We start from the raw sequence: 16,157 nt of genomic DNA on the forward strand, positions 1-16,157 counted from the left end.
AAGGTTTGCACGCCCCATGAAGAGCAGAATTCTTCTCGCCACGGCTTTGATCTTTGCTGCATCCACTCCAGCCGTCATGGCTGCAAGCGCTGCAGACAAACCCGCAGGCGCGCAAGCAAAACACGACAGCAAAAGCGACAAACCGGCTGAGAAGCCAAAAATGTTGCCGCAACCGGCAACAACAGCACATTTGCCAGCCATCGATCCACGCCGGTTTGGGGACAAGCCGGTTGATGAAGCATTTGGTGCCTATCAGCGCGGCCTCTATCTGACAGCTTTCAATCTTGCCCTGCCACAAGCTGAAGAAGGCGATCCAGCATCCCAAACTCTGGTTGCCGAAATCTATGCCCGTGGTCTTGGCGTGCCAGCCGATCAGACAAAGGCGGCAGAATGGTATGCGAAAGCCGCCGAAAAAGGCGTGAACGAAGCACAGTTTCGCTATGCAGCCCTGCTTTTACAGGGCAGATATATTCACAAAGATACGGCCAAGGCCACCAAGCTGATGCATGAGGCGGCTGAAGGCGGCAATGCAATGGCACAGTTTAATTACGGCCAGCTTGTCATCATGAAGACGCCCGGACCAAAGGGATTGGATGAAGCTTTCCCGTGGTTTGAAAAAGCTGCAACAGCAAAATTGCCGGATGCTGAGTATGCGCTCAGTCAGATCTACGCCAACGGCACTGACAAAATCACTCATGACGATAAGAAGGCTCGCGACTATCTGTTGCTTTCGGCGCGCAAAGGCTATGACACAGCGCAATATGATCTTGCGCGCTGGCTTATTGAAGGGCGTGGCGGCGATCGCAATTACGAACAAGGCTTTGGCTGGATGCAGATTGCCGCCCAGCGTGGCACAGTGATGGCGCAGGCATGGCTTGCCCGGCTCTATCGCGATGGTATCGGCACAGATGGCGATCTGGTCAAGGCTGCGGCATGGTACATCGTCGCGCAACGGGCCGGTTATCGCTCACCCGACCTCAACGATATGATGGATGGACTCGCCGACGAACAGCTTAAAGAGGCTGTTCAAACAGCAAACAGTCTGCGCGTGCGGTAAATTCCGGGTAGTTTTTTGGGTGTCTGATCCGCTCATTGACGCCGCAGACTTGCACAAAGCGCCAATTTATGGTCTTGGAGAGCCCGATTATCGTGGTTCGAGTTAAAGATGGACGCAATCCCCGAAAAGATGCGGGAGATTGCCTTTCTGTCGTGATGCGCCGGGCCGCAACAGTTTTCACATTTATTCCCGGATTAAACTCATGAAGATCAATGGTAACGAAATCCGCCCCGGCAACGTCATTGAGCATGATGGCGGCCTGTGGGTTGCGGTCAAGACCAATGCGGTCAAGCCAGGCAAAGGCGGCGCATACAATCAGGTCGAACTGAAAAACCTCATCACCGGCACCAAGCTCAACGAACGTTTCCGTGCAGCAGAAACCGTTGAACGGGTTCGTTTGGAACAGAAGGACTTCTCGTTCCTCTACGAACAGGGCGAAGCGCTGATTTTCATGGATACCGAATCCTACGAGCAGCTCGAACTCCTCAAGGATTTCGTCGGCGACCGCGCAGCCTTCCTTCAGGACGGCATGATGGTTACGGTTGAACTTTACGAAGAAAAGCCAATCGGCATTCGTCTTCCGGAACAGGTAACTTTGGCAATCGTCGAAGCTGACCCGGTCGTCAAAGGCCAGACCGCTGCTTCTTCCTATAAGCCAGCAGTGCTTGAAAACGGTATCCGCATCCTCGTTCCGCCATTCATTGAATCGGGCGAACGCGTGATCGTTGACACCAGCGAACTGACCTATATCAGCCGCGCATAACGTCTTTTTTCAAAATTGAGCGGCGCCGGCACATGCCCGGCGCCGCAGTCCCCCCTTCTCAAGGGGATGTGACAGTTCTTTCTCAGCTTGCTCAGTTTTGAGTGTCAGTGGTCTGATCGCGTCAGATCGACACTCACAGGTTTATTAACGCGCATATGTATCGAAAACCGGCTCACAGGTTTCGTTATGCGCTCTCAAAGGATGATCAGATGGCCCGTTCAGCCCTCCTCAATGTTATGGTTCAAACCGCCATGAAAGCCGGTCGCGGCCTTGCGCGCGATTTCGGTGAAGTGCAAAATCTTCAGGTTTCACTGAAGGGCCCCGGCGACTATGTCAGTCAGGCGGACCGCAAAGCGGAAAAAATCATCTACACCGAACTGAGCCGCGCCCGCCCGGATTTTGGCTTCCTGATGGAAGAATCGGGCGAAGTTCCTTCCAAGGACGGACAGCATCGCTGGCTGGTCGATCCATTGGATGGAACCACCAACTTCCTGCATGGTATTCCGGTTTTTGCAGTCTCTATCGCTCTCGAGCGTCAGGGACAGATTGTTGCTGGCGTCATTTACAACCCAGCGATGGATGAGCTTTATACCGCTGAACGCGGCGGTGGCGCGTTCCTCAATGATCGCCGTCTGCGCGTTGCAGCGCGCACAAAGCTGGTCGATTGCGTGATCGGCACCGGCATCCCGCATCTGGGTCGCCCCGGCCACGGCCATTATCTGGTCGAACTGCGCAACGTCATGGGTGAAACCGCCGGTATCCGCCGTATGGGTGCGGTTGCTCTCGATCTCGCTTATGTCGCCGCAGGCCGTCTCGACGGCTTCTGGGAAGACGGTATGCACCCGTGGGATCTCGGTGCTGGCATGCTGATGATCCGTGAAGCCGGTGGCTTTGTATCCGATAAAAAGGGTGGTCAGGACATTTTCGGCACCAAGACCATCGTTGCAGGCAATGAAAGCATTCAGAAAGCCCTGCTCAAGACGATCAACAAACCAATCTGATCATACGTTTCTTTCAACAAAGCACCCCGGCATGATTGCCGGGGTGCTTTGTTTTGCGCATATTTTTTTCACGCCGGACGATTCCGCTTCACCAAATTATGCAGTAGGCTCCCCCACGACAGATTATCCCTGCGGATATCCACGGAGCGAAACGCATGAGCGATTTGAGACTTTCTCGGGAACGACTGGACGACACGCGGGATTATGATCCCTACCGCCTGAGCAGTCCGAGAATTGTCATTCTGTCCATGGTGATCTTTCTGATCATCGTCGCCTTTCTGGCGGCTGTGCTGATACGACAGATACATACATTCTTCATCACCAATCCCGTCCTTAACGGCCTGATTTTCGGCGTTCTGCTCGTCGGCATCCTGCTTGCCTTCGGACAGGTTCTGCGATTGCTGCCTGAAATTCGCTGGGTCAATTCCTTCCGCGACGGGGATCGCGACGGCGCCACGCGCCCACCGGTTCTCCTTGCACCGATGCGCGCATTGATTGGCCGCAGACAATCAATGGCACTCACCACCAACTCCACCCGCTCCATTCTCGAATCGATTGCCACGCGCCTTGATGAAAGCCGCGATATTTCGCGTTATCTCATCGGCCTTCTGGTCTTTCTGGGCCTGCTCGGTACATTCTGGGGGCTGCTTGGGACGGTCGGCTCGATCGGCCAGACTATCCAATCCCTTGATCCAAGCTCAGGCAGCACCACAGATGTTCTTGATTCGCTCAAAGCCGGATTACAGGCACCACTTTCGGGCATGGGAACGGCCTTCTCATCCTCGCTGTTTGGTCTTTCGGGATCGCTGATTCTCGGCTTCCTTGATCTTCAGGCTGGCCGCGCCCAGAATCGTTTTTACACCGAGCTTGAAAACTGGCTGTCATCCGTGACCGATCTTGGCTCTGATCTTGGCATCGATGAGCATCTCGGCGGTATTCGCAATCTTGCCGAACGCGTGCAGAATTTGCAGGGTGGCGAGGCTTCCAGCCAGCGCACATCAGCAGCCCTTGCCAATCTTGCCGAAGGCATTCAGGGTCTGGTCAAGAGCATGCGCAGCGAACAGCAGATGATGCGCGACTGGGTTGAAAAACAGGCAGAAGAGCAAAAGGCCATCCGCGAAACGCTTGACCGTCTTAACAAGACGATAAGTGCCAAAACCCCAAGCGAACGTTCGGAGTAAGCACCATGGCTCTTGCCCGTAACCGTCGCCCGCAGCGCCATATTGATTACTGGCCCGGTTTTGTTGATGCGCTCACAACATTGCTGCTGGCCATCATGTTCCTGCTGACGGTCTTCGTGCTCGGGCAATTTCTGCTCAGCCGCGATGTTGATAGCAAAGACAGCGCTTTGGCGCGCCTGAACAGCCAGATACAGGAACTCACGCAACTCCTATCGCTTGAAAAAAGCAATTCGCAGGACCTGCAGGACACGATTGCCAATCTGCAAGCCTCGCTCTCGGGTGCGGAAAGCGAACGCTCTCGCCTGCAAGCCCTGCTCAATGAAGGCAGTGGTGCAGGAGCTGCCGCAGAAAAGCGCGCAGGTGAATTAAGCCAGAGTCTCGACGCGGAAAAACAGGTCAGTGCACAGGCACTTTCTCAGGTGGAATTGCTCAACCAGCAGATTTCAGCACTCCGCCGCCAGATCGCAGCGCTTGAAGATGCGTTGAATGCTTCCGAATCGCGTGATCGCGAATCGACAGCCAAGATCGCCGATCTCGGTCGCCGTCTTAATGTGGCGCTTGCGCAGCGCGTACAAGAACTTAACCGCTACCGCTCCGACTTCTTTGGCCGCCTGCGTGCTATACTGTCAGACAAGGAAAACATCCGCATTGTCGGCGACCGTTTCGTGTTCCAGTCAGAGGTGCTTTTCCCAACGGGCTCGGCTGATCTCAACCCTGCCGGTCTAGAAGAGATGAAAAAGCTTGCGGCAGCCGTCATCACGCTCAATCAGGAAATCCCGGATGACATCAACTGGGTTCTGCGCGTGGACGGTCATACCGATAATGTACCCCTGACAGGCACTGGCCGCTTCCGCGACAATTGGGAACTGTCTTCCGCGCGCGCAACGGCAGTGGTCAAATATCTGATCGCCAATGGCGTGCCAGCCAACCGCCTGGTTGCAGCAGGTTTTGGCGAATATCAGCCACTCGACAATTCCGATACCGCCGATGCCCGTGCGAGAAACCGCCGCATCGAGCTTAAGCTTACTGAGAGATAATGAGTTAAAGGGGCTTGAAGCCCCCCTTATTCATTTACCGAAGACGCCTGCGCCTGCTTCAAATTGCAGCTTGGCGAGGCGGGCATAAATGCCACCCTTCTCAACCAGCGTCTGATGCGTGCCCTCTTCGACGATCTGGCCCTTGTCAAGCACCAGAATACGGTCGGCTTTGAGAACTGTTGCCAGACGATGCGCCACGACAAGCGTCGTGCGGTTGTCCATGAGACTGTCGAGCGCCTTCTGCACCAGCATTTCGCTTTCTGCATCCAGCGCCGAAGTGGCTTCATCCAGCAACAGAATAGGCGCGGCACGCAGAATCGCACGCGCAATCGCAATGCGCTGACGCTGGCCGCCTGAAAGTGTCACGCCGCGTTCACCGACTTGCGTATCATAACCCTTGTCCAGCGCCATAATGAAGTCATGCGCAAGCGCCGCTTTGGCTGCGGCTTCAATGTCCGCATCGCTCGCACCGGGCTTACCAAAACCAATATTTTCGCGAATGCTGGTGGCAAAGATCGCCACATCCTGTGGCACCACCGCAATGCGTTCGCGCACCTTCGCAGGATCAGCTTGAGGCAAAGCAACACCATCCATCATCACCGAGCCGCTCTGCGGATCGTAATAACGCATCACCAGCGAGAAGATCGTGCTTTTACCAGCCCCGGATGGGCCGACAATCGCAACTGTCTCTCCCGGCTTTACAGCGAAGCTTAAGCCATGAAGCGAAGGCGCATGAGGCCGTGTCGGATAGGAAAAAGACACATTGTCAAAGCTGATTTCGCCACGCGGCGGTTCAGGCAAAGCAACGGGATTTGCAGGAGCAGAAATGCCGGGATTTTCATCAAGAATTTCTGCAAGACGTTCTGTGGCACCTGCGGCCTGCGCAAGCTCGCCCCCCACTTCTGAAAGCGCACCAAAGGCGCTGGCCGCAAACACCGCATAAAGGACGAACTGCCCCAGCGTGCCCGCGCTCATTGTGCCAGACAGCACATCACGCGAACCGAACCAGAGCACAGCAACCACACTGGAGAAAATCAGAAAAATCGCAAAACCTGTGAGAATGGCCCGCGCCTTGATCGAAGAGCGCGCTGCCTGATAGGCCTTCTCGACCGCATTTGCAAAATGCCGAACCACCATATTTTCGTTGGTAAAAGCTTGCAGTGTGCGCATGGCACCGATCTGTTCGCTGGCATAGGCATTGGCATGCGCCAGCATATCCTGCGTCATGCGTGAACGGCGGCGCACCGAACGACCAAAGGCAATCAGTGGAATCACGATCAGCGGAATCGCGGCGATCACAAGTGCGGACAGCTTGGGGCTGGTGACAACCATCATAATCAGCGCACCGACACCCAGAATCACATTGCGCAGCGCCACAGACGCCGTAGCCCCCACAACAGATTTGATCTGTGTGGTATCGACAGAGAGGCGCGAGACGATCTCGCCGGATTGCGAGCGATCAAAGAATTCCGGCGAAAGGCTGGTTACATGAGAGAAGACGGCATTGCGCAAATCCGCAACCACGCGCTCGCCCAGCGATATGACGAAGAAATAGCGCAGACCCGATGCCAGCGCCAGAACCAGCGCCAGCGCGACCAGCATACCGAAGTAATTATTGACGAAGACGGCATTGGCGCCGGTGAAGCCATGATCAATCATGCGACGCACAGCAACGGGAACGGCAAGCGTTGTGGCGGCTGCAAGGACCAGCGAAAAAAGCGCGCCGACCACAAGAGTCTTGTAGCGTGCAAGAAAGGGAATCATCCGCTTTAACGGCTTCAGCGAACGACGTTTACGTTCTCCCCGCGCGTCTAAATCTGGATTCATGCGAATTTGACTGTCTCTGCTGGCCATTCTTGAGATTGCGCCCTTGTTATTGCCGTGCGCCTGATGTATAGGCTCGCCAACCCTTTTGGAAGCCGTTGCTGTTGGTAACGGGTCTTCATATCTGTCATTGGGCGAAAGTGCCGCAGTTTTAAAATTAGAGCTGGGCTTTTGCTCCCAGACTTTCAGGATTGAGAAGATGAAAGCTGATATCCATCCCGACTACCACACCATCAAGGTCGTGATGACCGATGGCACCGAATACATGACCCGTTCTACATGGGGCAAGGAAGGCGATACGATGAACCTCGATATCGATCCATCCACGCATCCAGCATGGACCGGTGGCTCGCAGACCCTGCTTGATCGCGGTGGCCGCGTAACCAAGTTCAAGAATCGTTTCGGCAATCTCGGTATCTAATACCGCCGAATATGAACTGACGAAAAACCTCGCTTAGGCGAGGTTTTTTGTTGTCTGCATTTCAAAGAATGACGCCCGATAAAAAACTCCCGGACAAGCCGGGAGTTTTCATATTCGGAACTGATACCAGAACTTAGGCGCTCAGCTTTTCCATCACTTCGTCGCTGACTTCAAAGTTGCTGTAGACGTTCTGAACGTCATCATCATCTTCGAGCACATTGAGAAGCTTGAGCACCGAGCGTGCCTTTTCCTCATCCAGTTCAGTATTGGTCTGCGGCTTCCAAATCGTTTTGATCGATTCGGCTTCGCCAAGTGCTGCTTCCAGCGCCTTTGACACTTCACCAATGTCTTCAAAAGCGCAGAGGATCACGTGCTCTTCTTCGCCGGACTGAACATCATCAGCACCCGCCTCGATCGCGGCTTCCATAATTGTGTCAGCATCACCAGCTGACGACTTATAGATGATTTCCCCAACGCGATCGAACATGAACGCGGCAGAGCCGGTTTCGCCCAGTGCACCACCCGACTTGGTGAAAGCCGCACGCACATTGGATGCGGTGCGGTTGCGGTTGTCGGTCAGCGCTTCAACGATAACCATGACGCCGCCCGGACCACGGCCCTCGTAGCGCACTTCATCATAGTTTTCGCCGTCATTGCCGGCAGCCTTCTTGATGGCACGCTCGATGTTATCTTTCGGCATCGACTGCGCCTTGGCGTTCTGGATTGCCAGACGCAGGCGCGGGTTCATCAACGGGTCAGGCAGACCCTGCTTGGCCGCAACGGTAATTTCGCGTCCGAGCTTGGAAAACATTTTCGACCGCACGGCATCCTGACGCCCTTTGCGGTGCATGATATTCTTAAACTGTGAATGGCCAGCCATGGCACCCCTGTTCTGTTCATATGATGCGCACGGAGAAAGCGTCACATAAGAATGGGTCTGGCCGTAGGCATATCGGCCACCGCGCTTTCCGTGCTGAATGGCCGCGTTATAAGGAATTGAGCCGCATTCGTCCAGCAAAAGCGCCAAATTACAAAATCCTATGTTGATCGCTCACTTATCGGTCGACGCGCATAATCAAAAAATATTATCTATAAAACCATGAATCAGCACACCAGCGACACGCCCGGCGAAACAATCGCCGCCCGTATCAGCCGCATTCTTGCGGACCGGATTATTGCGGGCGAAATCGAACCCGGCACCAAATTGCGGCAAGACCATATCGCCGAGGAGTTCGAAACAAGCCACGTGCCGGTGCGCGAGGCTTTCAGGCGGCTTGAGGCGCAGGGGCTTGCGGTTTCAGAACCACGCCGGGGCGTTCGCGTTGCATCTTTCAGTATCAGCGAAATCCGCGAAGTTGCAGAAATGCGCGCAGCCCTTGAAGTGCTCGCACTCCACCATGCTGCACCCCACATTACACGCGCCACACTGGATGCGGCCGAACAGGCCACCGTTGAAGGCGACAAATCGCGCGATGTAAAAAGCTGGGAGGCAGCCAATCGGCGCTTTCACCGCCTGATTCTTGAACCCTGCAACATGCCGCGGCTACTCGCCGCCATCGACGATCTCCATGCCGCCAGCGCACGATTTCTGTTCGCCACATGGCGTTCGGAATGGGAAACCCGCACAGATCATGATCACCGTGCGATACTCGACGCGCTGCGTCAAAACGATGTCGATACTGCCGCAGGCATCCTAGCGCGTCATGTTCAATGGATCGGTCATCGCCCGGTAAAAACGGCCTCGGGCAAGACGCGTGATTCCTTTGCAATTGTAGGCTAATCCCCCACAACCAGTTTTCAGTTTTCTGCTTTTCATCCCAAAGTTCGACCAAACTTGGGATTGTTTGGTGTGCGCAAACAGCATTTTATCTATTCAATGAATTTCTTACTTGCCAAGCACGCCACTTATCTGGAATTTAAATAGATCGAATCTCTATTTTATCTATAATTTGAGGACGCCATGACAAGCATCACCCAAACCCGCCCTTCCTTCAGCCCGCTTAACCTTGAATCCCGTTCACCGGCCCTGCGTCTTGCAGCCGTTGTTTTCGGCACGTTTGTACTCGCCATCTCATCGCAGATCGAAGTTCCAATGGTGCCGGTTCCCGTCACACTACAGACACTGGTCGTGCCGTTGATCGGCGCACTCTATGGCTGGCGTCTTGGCCTTGCCACGGTTCTTGCATGGCTCGGCGAAGCCATGATCGGCCTGCCGGTTCTGGCTGGTGGTGCTGGCGGCATCGCACATTTCGCAGGCCCGACAGCTGGCTATCTGGTCTCGTTCCCGATTATGGCAGCCCTGACCGGATATCTTGCGGAACGTGGCTGGAACGGCAAAAACGTCATGCTGGCATTTGTATCATTCGGCACTGCCAACCTGCTTGGCCTTGCACTCGGTGCCATGTGGCTTTCGAGCGTGATAGGCATTGAAAAAGCCGTTGCCTTTGGTGTCACGCCGTTCCTCGTTGGCGCGCTGATCAAGTCGGCACTCGGCGCTGCAATTCTCAAAGCAGCAGCACGATAAACGATCAATGACAGTACGCCTGCGCGGTCATCATCTTCTTTGTATGCTGACCTATATCGGCAAGGGCTACAGCCCGGCTTTCGTGGAAAATTACGATGCGATTGCCGGGCGTTTGTCGAACGGGGAAGACATTGAGATCATCGATGGCCCCGACGACATCTGCCAGCCACTGCTCTGCGAGAGTGATTGCCACTGTTTTCAAGCAAGCGTGGCTGTTCGGGACAGGCTGGCTATAAAAGATATAGCGGAGCTGTTTGGCCGAACGATCTTAGTTGGCGCACAACTCTCACCTGATTCCCTACAGCTTGGCCAGATGCGAGCGGCTTTCGCCGATGGCAGCATTCGCAAAGCCTGTACATCTTGCGAATGGTCAGAGCTTTGCACCCGCATCGCCGTCACCGACGATTATGCGGGCGTTCGGATAAAATTATAAAGACCTACCGCCAGAAAGCAGGGATCGTTTCTTCGAGCCTTGCGCCAATGCGCAAAGGGGCAGCCTTTTCCGCAAGTCCGGTGCGATCAGAAATCTCGATGCCGACCCCGCAAACAGTGGCAGGACCACTGGCAGCTTCAAAACGACCCTTGGGCACCTTCGACAAGAAGCGGTTGAGCGGCTCTTCCTTATCCATGCCAAGAGACGAATCATAATCGCCACACATACCGGCATCCGACATATAGGCCGTGCCGTTGCGCAGAATCTGGCAATCGGCAGTCGGCACATGGGTATGCGTTCCCACAACCGCGCTGGCCCGACCATCGACAAAATGGCCAAAGCACTGCTTTTCGCTGGTAGCTTCTGCATGGAAATCAAAAAATACAGCATCCGCCTGCTCGCCAAGCGGGCAAGCTTCGAGGATTTTTTCGGCAGCGATAAACGGATCATCCAGATCCGGGTGCATGAACACGCGACCCATCACATTGGATACCAGCACGCGGGCACCATTTTTGGCGATATAAAGCCCCTCGCCCTTGCCAGCCGTTCCTTTCGGAAAATTCGCAGGGCGAAGGAAACGGTCTTCACGCTTGGAGAAATCCAGCGCCTCACGCTGATCCCACACGTGATTGCCGGTCGTCACCACATCCGCGCCCGCGCGGATCGTGTCGTGAAAAATCTCTTCGGTAATACCAAAGCCGCCAGCGGCGTTCTCACCGTTGACGATCACGAAATCCAGCTTCAGATCAGAAATCAAGCCCGGCAGCTTTTCATAAACCGCCGTGCGCCCTGACCGGCCCACCATGTCACCAAGAAAAAGTAATCTCATAAATTCGTCTTTATCAGCCCTGATCGAAGGAGCGCAAGCCAGTCTCTGTCAGTATCTGGTGAAGAGCAATATCATGCGGCTCATTGGGCACATGTGGCACTTGCTGACAATCAAAAGCCATGCCGATCAACAGCGGCTCCAGGCCACGCTCCGCAAAACGCGCCAGCGCGCGGTCATAGTGACCGGCACCATAGCCGAGCCTATGGCCGCGTCTGTCAAAACCGGCAAGCGGCATAAGCATAATGGCAGGATCAACCAGCGGCGCATTTTCATCGGGTCCCATCGTCCCAAAGCCGGTTTGAACCAGCTCTGCATCCGGCAAAAATTCACGAAAAGCGATTGTTTCCTTATCCAGAACCACCGGCAGACACAGGCGAGCCCCCTTATCACGCATGAAAGATAAAAGCGGACGCGGATCGATCTCGGAGCGGATCGGCCAATAGCCGGCAATAATGATGCCCTTGCGTGCGGGAATTGCAGTTTCTGCTTTTTTTGCTGCCGTTAGAGAAGCCTCATAGCGAAACCGCGGATCAAGCGCATCGCGACGCGAAAGCACCGCTCGCCTCAATTGTTGTTTATCGCCGTATCGCGGCTGTCCGTGATCACTCATCCAACGCCTCCACCAATTGCTGATAGTGGAACCGGAATGCGCTTATCCGTCAAGCCGCTGTTGCTAATCTCTCCGCGCGATCGCGAATGACTTTCACAACAACCCCATGGAAATCATTCAGAAAGACCTGGCCCCACAGGTCGCAGTAGAAGTTAATCGGCGTTGCAATCCGGTAGCGTGTGGTGAGTGTGAGCCGTGTATGACCATTGGGCAGCGCTTCAAGGCGATAATCACCATTGGTAAGCTTGAGATAAGAACTATCCACGTTGATATGGGCTTCAACAGCCGCCGGTATCGACTCCGGACCAAAATTGAAATCCCAAGCCAGAAGGCGGTTTTCTTCCCAACGCGTCACAATCTCCTGAAATCGGACGCCACGAGTCCATTCAAGCTGGCGTATAGCACCAACACCCTCCCCCTCCAAACGCGCATCAACAGGCTGCGGAACACCAACAATGCCGTGACTGAATGTCCATGACAGTTCATCCGGGCGGACATGGCGGATTTCAGCGGTCTGCGCCCACACGACATCAGGCGAAGCTGCAATATCGATAATTGTCGTGACCGCTCCCTCATGCGGCTCATAGTGTAGCAATGGTTCAAATGGGTAGAACATCAACGGCAATGCAATCACCAGCATTGTGGAGCGTGGTGTGCGAAAGCGGCGGATGAGCGAAAGCGTCAACCATGATCCAATTGCGGAAAAAACAGCGAAAAATGGGGCCGCCATAATCACGCAAATGCCACCTTCCCGGAAGAAGACCATGCTGATGACGACAAGGCCGCCAATAATCATCCAGCTCATTTTTACATGGCGCCAAAGAGTCTTTTGCGCCCGTGGATCGCTGATACTGGATGCAAGGCTGGCAATCCCCATCGGCAACAGCATGAGTCCGGCGATAAAAGGCATCATGTCAGAAACAGGCGTCAGCCAGATCAGGACATAAAGCAACAGCCCATACACCGCAGCAATCGGAACAGCGATGCTGATACGTTCAGAAAAAGGGGGCAGATCGGGCGAAGAAGAAGTCATCAGAAAACGCACATAACTTTGAAGGATAAGGCGTTTTAAAACATATTTGCCTTCAATAACAAAGCGCTTGGCCCCGAACGGCACAAAAGCGAAAGAAAGTGGCGACCACGACGACCGATGGTAGTGTTTGATCCCGGGAACCTACAACGTAGGTGGGCGCCATATGCGAAAGCCCACGGGCCTTCACAGGGACAGCTCCCTTAGAGATCAATAAGGCCCCGGGGATGCTGTTACACCTGTCGGGAAGCGCAGTACGCCAATGCCATATATAGGCTTAGTCAGGCGGGAGCGCCAGTGGCGTAAGCGCCAGATACAGAAATCTTTTTTAGATCACACCGACCCTGGGCGCGGCGCGATGCGTGATGCCACCTGCTCAAGCCGTGTGGCAACATCTGCGAGCACACCAGTGATGGCAGCATCGTTCTGATCAGCATTGGTCAGAGCCTCGTCGCGCGACCGTCTTAACGCCTCGACCTCGCTTTCAAGGCCCTTGATGCGCTTTTGCATTTCTGCAAGCTCATCCATGACCATAATGCCAGCCATGACCGTCAAGCGAAGATCGCCAATTTCACCGAACGATGATTTGAGATGCGTGACATATTGGTCAAAAAGATCAGCCAGCCCGGAAAGATGCTCTTCCTGACCTTCATCGCAGGCCATGCGATACGCTTTGCCATCGATGGTAACGGTTACAGTCGCCATGCTTGTATCCTTTATCGATCCAGAACGGCGCGAATGGTTTCCATAGCTGTCACAAGACGGCGCGAAACTTCGCGGTTCGCAGCTTCAAGCCGTTCAGCGCGCGCCTCAGACTGATCGAGTTCCTGTGCAAGACGGCTACGGTCAGCGTTCATACGCTGCACCTCTTCCTCAGCTTCGGCGAAATCGCCTTCCTTGTCCAGCCGCAGGTCCACCGCTTGTTCAAGCGTGTTGAGTGCCTTTTCCAGCCTTTCAAGAACCTGCCTGAGGGTCGTATCGGGTGCCATCCATTTCCTTTCCAATGCCAGATCACAGACATCGAATCGCGCCTGCCGGACGGGCATCTTTGAAAAGACTGTAATAATCGACCGCCCGATAAGCAACAAATGAGGGGGCCGAGAGGCCATTCATGCACCGTTATCCGCGCAAAAAAGGCTTTTCAGTGATGAACACCCCATAAATTAGCTGGTATAGCACGATGATCGCAGACTGTTTATTGTCGAAAAGCTATCGTTTTGTTGACTCCACAAATGCAGCTGCTATGTGTCCCAAAGCCTTCTGCAGCGCGAGCATCTCAAGCATTTAATCGGTTTAAAGAGATTAAATCGTTTAGTATAAGGAGTTCGTGCTTCAGTTCCGAGGCATCGCCGCAACCCCGTTAAAACCACTATGGAAAGACGGCCGAGACCATGACGAATTCCGATAAACAAAACCAGTTGGCCAACGCAATCCGCTTCCTGTCGATTGATGCGGTTGAAAAAGCCAATTCCGGCCATCCCGGACTCCCGATGGGTGCAGCCGACATCGCGACGACGCTTTATACGCGTTTCCTGTCACACGACCCGCAGAACCCGCATTGGCCAGATCGCGACCGTTTCGTGCTCTCAGCCGGTCACGGCTCGATGCTTCTTTATTCGCTGCTCTATCTTTCGGGCTACGAAGACATCACCATCGATGAAATCAAGAATTTCCGCCAGCTCGGCGCGCGCACCGCAGGCCACCCTGAATATGGCCATGCCGCTGGTATCGAAACCACGACCGGTCCGCTCGGTCAGGGCATCGCCAATGCTGTTGGCATGGCGCTCTCCGAACGCATTCTCAATGCACAGTTTGGCGACAGCCTTGTTGACCACTACACCTATGTGATTGCTGGCGACGGCTGCCTCATGGAAGGCATCAGCCAGGAAGCCATTGCCCTTGCTGGCCATCTGCAGCTCAACAAGCTCATCGTCTTCTGGGATGACAACAACATCTCCATCGACGGCCCGATCTCGCTTTCTGACAACACTGACCAGCCTGCACGCTTCGCCGCTTCCGGCTGGAACACGCTCGCTGTTGACGGCCACGATCAGGACGCGATTGCCAAAGCCATCGAAATGGCCAAGGTTTCGGAAAAGCCAACCTTCATCGCCTGCAAGACCACCATTGGTTTTGGCTCGCCAAACAAGGCTGGCACCAACAAGGTCCACGGCTCGCCACTCGGCGCAGAAGAAATCGCTGCGACCCGCAAGGCACTCGGCTGGACAGCAGAGCCATTCGTCGTACCTGCAGAAGTTCTCGACGCATGGCGCGTTGCCGGTCTGAACGCTGCCAAGAAGCGTCAGGAATGGGAAAAGCGTCTGGCAAATGTCGATGCTGAAACCCGCGCAGAATTCGAACGTCGTATGCGCGGCGACATGCCGGCAAACTTCGATGACGCGATCAACGAATACAAAAAGAAGCTTTCCGCTGAAAAGCCGAAGGTTGCGACCCGCAAATCTTCGGAAATGGCTCTGGAAGTCATCAACGGCGTTGTGCCTGAAACGCTGGGCGGCTCTGCCGACCTCACCGGTTCCAACAACACCAAGACCAGTCAGACCAAGGCTGTGACGCCGGAAAACTACGGTGGCCGCTACATCCATTACGGCATTCGTGAACACGGCATGGCTGCTGCCATGAACGGCATCACACTGCATGGCGGTCTGATCCCTTATTCGGGCACCTTCATGTGCTTCTCGGATTATTGCCGTCCGGCAATGCGTCTGTCATCACTGATGGGCATCCGCGTTGTTTACGTCATGACCCATGATTCGATCGGTCTTGGCGAAGACGGCCCGACGCATCAGCCCGTCGAGCATCTCGCAGCTCTGCGCGCCATTCCAAACCACAATGTCTTCCGTCCGGCAGATGCTGTGGAAGTGGCCGAATGCTGGCAGATTGCACTGCATTCGAAGGGTACACCGTCAACACTGGCTCTGACCCGTCAGAACCTGCCGGTCGTGCGCACTGAACATCGCGAAGAAAACCTCTCCGCATTCGGCGCCTACGAACTCGCTGCTGCAAACGGCGATGCAAAGGTTTCGATCTTCGCAACCGGTTCGGAAGTGGAAATCGCCCTCAAAGCCCGCGACCTTCTCGAAGGCAAAGGCATTGCAACCCGCGTTGTTTCCGTTCCTTGCTTTGAACTGTTCGAAGAACAGAGCGATGCCTACAAGCAGGCCACACTCGGCAATGCACAGGTCAGGGTCGCAATCGAAGCAGGTCTGGCGCTCGGCTGGGAACGCTTCATCGGCGAAAACGGCGTGTTTATCGGCATGAAGGGCTTCGGCGCTTCGGGCGAAATCAACGATCTCTACAAGCATTTCGGCATCACAGCAGAAGCTGCTGCCGAAGCTGCGGAAAAGAAACTCAACGCCGCCGCATAATTATCAAACGCCGGCGTTAAACACGCCGGCGTTTACATTTCCAGCTGAAGCATTTGCAAAA

General features: G+C 54.7%; 17 protein-coding genes and 1 other RNA gene. 10 read left to right on the forward strand and 8 right to left on the reverse strand.

Annotated elements, in window-relative coordinates; all coding sequences use genetic code 11:
* The first annotated feature begins 16 nt into the window (after positions 1-16).
* The 5 genes from ABE530_RS10875 to ABE530_RS10895 all read left to right on the forward strand — a co-directional run bounded on the left by ABE530_RS10875 (position 17) and on the right by ABE530_RS10895 (position 5,039).
* The gene (locus ABE530_RS10875; protein ID WP_499694526.1) at positions 17-1,057 is read left to right on the forward strand and encodes a tetratricopeptide repeat protein; all 1,041 of its coding nucleotides are present in this window, start codon (positions 17-19) and stop codon (positions 1,055-1,057) included.
* Between the two features lie 202 nt (positions 1,058-1,259).
* Positions 1,260-1,820, forward strand: coding sequence for an elongation factor P (gene efp, locus ABE530_RS10880; RefSeq protein WP_265984811.1), 561 nt, complete (start codon positions 1,260-1,262; stop codon positions 1,818-1,820).
* A 209-nt stretch (positions 1,821-2,029) separates the two neighbouring features.
* The gene (locus tag ABE530_RS10885; protein WP_265984812.1) at positions 2,030-2,821 is read left to right on the forward strand and encodes an inositol monophosphatase family protein; all 792 of its coding nucleotides are present in this window, start codon (positions 2,030-2,032) and stop codon (positions 2,819-2,821) included.
* A gap of 155 nt (positions 2,822-2,976) precedes the next feature.
* Entirely contained in the window at positions 2,977-4,002 is a 1,026-nt protein-coding gene (locus ABE530_RS10890; protein ID WP_499694527.1) for a flagellar motor protein MotA, read from the forward strand.
* 5 nt (positions 4,003-4,007) lie between these two features.
* Positions 4,008-5,039: a peptidoglycan -binding protein gene (locus ABE530_RS10895; RefSeq protein WP_265984814.1), complete on the forward strand. Its 1,032-nt coding sequence runs from the start codon at positions 4,008-4,010 to the stop codon at positions 5,037-5,039.
* Between the two features lie 30 nt (positions 5,040-5,069).
* Here ABE530_RS10895 and ABE530_RS10900 read toward each other — a convergent pair whose 3' ends face one another.
* A complete protein-coding gene (locus ABE530_RS10900; protein ID WP_396997393.1) occupies positions 5,070-6,893 on the reverse strand; it encodes an ABC transporter transmembrane domain-containing protein in 1,824 nt (607 codons plus the stop codon).
* A 169-nt stretch (positions 6,894-7,062) separates the two neighbouring features.
* On the opposite strand from ABE530_RS10900, the gene rpmE reads away from it, so the two are divergent.
* Positions 7,063-7,284, forward strand: coding sequence for a 50S ribosomal protein L31 (gene rpmE / locus ABE530_RS10905; protein ID WP_265984816.1), 222 nt, complete (start codon positions 7,063-7,065; stop codon positions 7,282-7,284).
* Positions 7,285-7,417: 133 nt separating this feature from the next.
* Here the strand turns inward: rpmE and ABE530_RS10910 are convergent, their stop codons facing one another.
* Positions 7,418-8,164: a YebC/PmpR family DNA-binding transcriptional regulator gene (locus tag ABE530_RS10910; protein WP_265984955.1), complete on the reverse strand. Its 747-nt coding sequence runs from the start codon at positions 8,162-8,164 to the stop codon at positions 7,418-7,420.
* A gap of 219 nt (positions 8,165-8,383) precedes the next feature.
* Between ABE530_RS10910 and ABE530_RS10915 the strand changes: the two genes are divergently transcribed.
* From ABE530_RS10915 to ABE530_RS10925, 3 genes are all read left to right on the forward strand, one after another.
* Positions 8,384-9,064 carry a GntR family transcriptional regulator gene (locus ABE530_RS10915; protein WP_265984817.1) on the forward strand — a complete coding sequence of 227 codons (681 nt, stop codon included), beginning with the start codon at positions 8,384-8,386 and terminating at the stop codon, positions 9,062-9,064.
* A gap of 180 nt (positions 9,065-9,244) precedes the next feature.
* Positions 9,245-9,808: a biotin transporter BioY gene (locus ABE530_RS10920; RefSeq protein ID WP_265984818.1), complete on the forward strand. Its 564-nt coding sequence runs from the start codon at positions 9,245-9,247 to the stop codon at positions 9,806-9,808.
* A gap of 7 nt (positions 9,809-9,815) precedes the next feature.
* Complete coding sequence (locus tag ABE530_RS10925) at positions 9,816-10,241, forward strand: DUF1284 domain-containing protein (RefSeq protein ID WP_499694528.1); 426 nt, start codon at positions 9,816-9,818, stop codon at positions 10,239-10,241.
* A 4-nt stretch (positions 10,242-10,245) separates the two neighbouring features.
* On the opposite strand, the gene ABE530_RS10930 is transcribed toward ABE530_RS10925, so the two are convergent.
* From ABE530_RS10930 to ABE530_RS10955, 6 genes are all read right to left on the reverse strand, one after another.
* Complete coding sequence (locus tag ABE530_RS10930) at positions 10,246-11,070, reverse strand: TIGR00282 family metallophosphoesterase (RefSeq protein WP_265984820.1); 825 nt, start codon at positions 11,068-11,070, stop codon at positions 10,246-10,248.
* Positions 11,071-11,083: 13 nt separating this feature from the next.
* Positions 11,084-11,680: a 5-formyltetrahydrofolate cyclo-ligase gene (locus tag ABE530_RS10935; protein ID WP_499694529.1), complete on the reverse strand. Its 597-nt coding sequence runs from the start codon at positions 11,678-11,680 to the stop codon at positions 11,084-11,086.
* A 49-nt stretch (positions 11,681-11,729) separates the two neighbouring features.
* On the reverse strand, positions 11,730-12,713 hold the full coding sequence (locus ABE530_RS10940; RefSeq protein WP_499694530.1) for an SRPBCC family protein: 984 nt from the start codon (positions 12,711-12,713) through the stop codon (positions 11,730-11,732).
* A 99-nt stretch (positions 12,714-12,812) separates the two neighbouring features.
* Positions 12,813-12,971: non-coding RNA, 6S RNA (gene ssrS / locus ABE530_RS10945), on the reverse strand.
* Between the two features lie 72 nt (positions 12,972-13,043).
* Positions 13,044-13,415 carry a cell division protein ZapA gene (locus ABE530_RS10950; protein ID WP_499694531.1) on the reverse strand — a complete coding sequence of 124 codons (372 nt, stop codon included), beginning with the start codon at positions 13,413-13,415 and terminating at the stop codon, positions 13,044-13,046.
* 11 nt (positions 13,416-13,426) lie between these two features.
* Positions 13,427-13,699 (reverse strand): DUF4164 domain-containing protein, encoded by a 273-nt coding sequence (locus ABE530_RS10955; protein ID WP_094540354.1) that lies wholly within the window; start codon positions 13,697-13,699, stop codon positions 13,427-13,429.
* Positions 13,700-14,101: 402 nt separating this feature from the next.
* Between ABE530_RS10955 and tkt the strand changes: the two genes are divergently transcribed.
* A complete protein-coding gene (gene tkt / locus ABE530_RS10960) occupies positions 14,102-16,096 on the forward strand; it encodes a transketolase (protein WP_499694532.1) in 1,995 nt (664 codons plus the stop codon).
* Positions 16,097-16,157: the final 61 nt, after the last annotated feature.

This window comes from Brucella sp. TWI559 (assembly GCF_039674265.1).
Taxonomy (GTDB): domain Bacteria; phylum Pseudomonadota; class Alphaproteobacteria; order Rhizobiales; family Rhizobiaceae; genus Brucella; species Brucella chromiisoli.

Coding starts and splice junctions, on each gene's coding strand:
- efp (WP_265984811.1), top strand. CDS start 1,260: ATGAAGATCAATGGTAACGAAATCCGCCCCGGCAACGTCATTGAGCAT.
- ABE530_RS10935 (WP_499694529.1), bottom strand. CDS start 11,680: ATGAGTGATCACGGACAGCCGCGATACGGCGATAAACAACAATTGAGG.
- ABE530_RS10875 (WP_499694526.1), top strand. CDS start 17: ATGAAGAGCAGAATTCTTCTCGCCACGGCTTTGATCTTTGCTGCATCC.
- ABE530_RS10940 (WP_499694530.1), bottom strand. CDS start 12,713: ATGACTTCTTCTTCGCCCGATCTGCCCCCTTTTTCTGAACGTATCAGC.
- ABE530_RS10930 (WP_265984820.1), bottom strand. CDS start 11,070: ATGAGATTACTTTTTCTTGGTGACATGGTGGGCCGGTCAGGGCGCACG.
- ABE530_RS10920 (WP_265984818.1), top strand. CDS start 9,245: ATGACAAGCATCACCCAAACCCGCCCTTCCTTCAGCCCGCTTAACCTT.
- ABE530_RS10900 (WP_396997393.1), bottom strand. CDS start 6,893: ATGGCCAGCAGAGACAGTCAAATTCGCATGAATCCAGATTTAGACGCG.
- tkt (WP_499694532.1), top strand. CDS start 14,102: ATGACGAATTCCGATAAACAAAACCAGTTGGCCAACGCAATCCGCTTC.
- ABE530_RS10895 (WP_265984814.1), top strand. CDS start 4,008: ATGGCTCTTGCCCGTAACCGTCGCCCGCAGCGCCATATTGATTACTGG.
- ABE530_RS10955 (WP_094540354.1), bottom strand. CDS start 13,699: ATGGCACCCGATACGACCCTCAGGCAGGTTCTTGAAAGGCTGGAAAAG.
- ABE530_RS10910 (WP_265984955.1), bottom strand. CDS start 8,164: ATGGCTGGCCATTCACAGTTTAAGAATATCATGCACCGCAAAGGGCGT.
- ABE530_RS10890 (WP_499694527.1), top strand. CDS start 2,977: ATGAGCGATTTGAGACTTTCTCGGGAACGACTGGACGACACGCGGGAT.
- ABE530_RS10950 (WP_499694531.1), bottom strand. CDS start 13,415: ATGGCGACTGTAACCGTTACCATCGATGGCAAAGCGTATCGCATGGCC.
- ABE530_RS10915 (WP_265984817.1), top strand. CDS start 8,384: ATGAATCAGCACACCAGCGACACGCCCGGCGAAACAATCGCCGCCCGT.
- ABE530_RS10925 (WP_499694528.1), top strand. CDS start 9,816: ATGACAGTACGCCTGCGCGGTCATCATCTTCTTTGTATGCTGACCTAT.
- rpmE (WP_265984816.1), top strand. CDS start 7,063: ATGAAAGCTGATATCCATCCCGACTACCACACCATCAAGGTCGTGATG.
- ABE530_RS10885 (WP_265984812.1), top strand. CDS start 2,030: ATGGCCCGTTCAGCCCTCCTCAATGTTATGGTTCAAACCGCCATGAAA.